The 2,706-nt window shown below is 64.3% G+C and carries 3 protein-coding genes; all 3 read left to right on the top strand.

Annotation, left to right across the window (positions count from 1 at the left end):
* Positions 1-955: sensor histidine kinase (locus tag EN939_RS28765; protein WP_164751298.1), on the top strand; the 955-nt coding region annotated here is incomplete at its 5' end.
* The gene (locus EN939_RS28760) at positions 952-2,355 is read left to right on the top strand and encodes a sigma-54-dependent transcriptional regulator (RefSeq protein ID WP_127271088.1); all 1,404 of its coding nucleotides are present in this window, start codon (positions 952-954) and stop codon (positions 2,353-2,355) included. The genes EN939_RS28765 and EN939_RS28760, both read left to right, overlap by 4 nt.
* Positions 2,339-2,706, top strand: a 368-nt coding sequence (locus EN939_RS28755; RefSeq protein ID WP_164751297.1) for a GNAT family N-acetyltransferase, incomplete at its 3' end; no start/stop codon positions are given. The genes EN939_RS28760 and EN939_RS28755, both read left to right, overlap by 17 nt.

Genomic DNA, 2,706 nt, shown 5'->3' with positions numbered 1-2,706 from the left:
TCCCGCCGACGCTGCTCTTTCATCGGCCGCCAACACGGCGCGCCTGACCACGCTGCTTGGGCTTCTGCTGATGGGCTTGCTTGCCTTCGTGCTTACCCGCCGCCAGCGCGCACGACGGCTGAGGCAGGAGGCGCTGGCGCGGATGAATGCCGAACTGGAGAGCCGAGTCAGCACGCGAACGGCCGAGTTGACCCGCTCCAACACCGCACTTGCCGGTGAAATCGCCGAGCGCGAGAATGCTGAAGCCAAGGTGCGCCGGCTGCGCGACGACCTCGCCCAGGCCAACCGGCTTTCCATCCTCGGCCAAATCGCCGCCGGCGTGGCGCACGAGATCAACCAGCCGGTCGCCGCTATCCGCACCTATGCCGAGAATGCGGGCCGCTTTCTCGAAACCGGCAAAACCGAACCGGCCAGCGGCAATCTGACGTCGATCGTGTCGATGACCGAGCGCATCGGCGCGATCACCGGCACCTTGCGTACTTTCGCCCGTCGACCCGGGGTTGCCGCTTCGCCGCTGCCGGTGCGCGAGGCAATTGATGGCGCGCTGTCGCTGCTGTCGGGCCGCATCCGTGATTCCGGCGTGACCATCGTCAAGCCGCGCGGCAATGCCTCGCCGGTGGTCATGGCCAGCCGCATCCGGCTGGAACAGATCCTGGTCAATCTGTTGCAGAATGCGCTGGACGCTATGAAGGACCAGCCCGATCCCCGCATAGAGATCCAACTTGCCGAGCACGACGACAGGGTGCTGATTTCGGTGCGCGACAACGGCCCAGGTCTCGGCCCGGAAGCAGCCGGCAATCTGTTCATGCCGTTCCAGACCACCAAGGAGAAGGGGCTTGGCCTCGGGCTGGTGATCTCGCAGGAGATCGCCCAGGAATTGGGCGGCACGCTGCGGCTCGATCCCGGCAATGGCATCGGCGCATCCTTCACCATCGATTTGAGGCGAATTGAATGATTGAGGGATCAGGGCTGGTGGCGCTCGTCGACGACGATGCGGACCTGCTGCACGCCACAACGCAATTGCTCGAGCTTGCCGGCTTCGCTGTGGTCGCGCGCGACGCCGCCGAGGCAGCGCTTGCCGTTGTCGACAGGACCTTTGAAGGCGTGGTGGTCAGCGACATCCGCATGCCGGGCATGAACGGGCTGCAGCTGTTCGATCGCATCAAGGCGATCGACCCGGACATACCCGTGATCCTGGTCACCGGCCATGGCGACGTCGATCTCGCAGTGGCCGCGCTCAAGGACGGTGTCTACGATTTCATCTCGAAACCCTATGCCGGCGAGCGCCTTGTCGAGGCGCTGAAACGGGCGAGTGAGAAGCGACGGCTGGTGATGGAGAACCGGCGGCTGCGCGAAGCCGCGGCCCTCGCCACTGACGGCCTGCCGCTGATCGGCGAGGCTCCTGCCATCAAGCGACTGCGCGAGACCTTGCGCCAGATTGCAGACATGAACGTCGATGTGCTGGTCGAGGGAGAAACGGGAACCGGCAAGGAAGTGGTGGCGGACCTCCTGCACAGATGGGGGCGACGGCGCGCAAAACCCTTCGTGGCACTGAATTGCGGTGCGCTGCCGGAGACGGTCATCGAGAGCGAGTTGTTTGGCCATGAGGCGGGCGCGTTCACCGGCGCGCAGCGGCGGCGGATCGGCAGCATCGAGCATTCCAGCGGCGGCACGCTGTTTCTCGACGAGATCGAATCCATGCCGCCGGCGCTCCAGGTCAAGCTGCTGCGCGTGCTCGAAACACGCAGCCTCACTCCACTTGGCTCGAACGACATCAGGCGCATCGATCTCAGGGTCGTCGCCGCGACCAAGGTCGATCTGGGGCGGTCGGACCAACGCGGTGATTTTCGCGAGGATCTGTATTTTCGCCTTAACGTGGTGACGCTGCGCATCCCGCCGCTGCGCGAGCGTCGCGGCGATATCCCGATGCTGTTTGGGCATTTCCTGGGCAAGGCGGCAGAACGGTTCGGCCGGCCTGTCGCGAAGATGAACGCTGCGGTCAGCGATCATCTCCAGTCGCATGACTGGCCAGGCAATGTGCGCGAGCTTGCCCATTTTGCCGACCGTGTTGCGCTCGGCCTCGGTCCGGAAGATGGGACGAGGGCGGTCTCCGCGCATTCGCCGGAGCCTACGGCAGCATTGCCCGAACGGGTCGGCCAATACGAAGCACAGCTCATCCGCGACGCGCTGCGCGACCATAGTGGCGAGGTGCGCGGCGCCATCGATGCGCTCGGCGTACCGCGCAAGACCTTTTATGACAAACTCAAGCGCTACGGCATTGCCGCATCAGAGTTTCGCAATGGCGGCGACGCCGACACGCAACCATCTCGGAAAAGCGATGAACACGACGCTTGAAACGACGGCAAATCCCTTGCCGGAAGACCTTACCTTTCTCGCCGAAAGGCTGGCGGCGTTCAACGACGGCGATGTCGGCGCATCCGAAAGGAAGGCGCTTGTGGTGTTTGTGCGCGACGAGGATTGCGCGGTCGTCGCCGGCATTTCCGGTTACACCGCCTGGGGCTGGCTCTACGTGCAATGGCTCTGGGTCGATGAGCGGCTGCGCGGCCAGCATATGGCCGGCAAGATGCTGGATGCGGCCGAACAGGAAGCCATGGCACGCGGTTGCCGGAATGCCTGGATCGACACCTTCAATCCGAATGCCGCCAAAGTCTATCAGCGTCACCTTTGGAACGCTCGCCGATTTCC

It is taken from the genome of Mesorhizobium sp. M7A.F.Ca.CA.002.05.1.1 (genome assembly GCF_003998335.1).
GTDB lineage: Bacteria > Pseudomonadota > Alphaproteobacteria > Rhizobiales > Rhizobiaceae > Mesorhizobium.
Note: the sequence above shows the minus strand (reverse complement) of the source record. Positions and strands in the feature narration are given on the sequence as shown.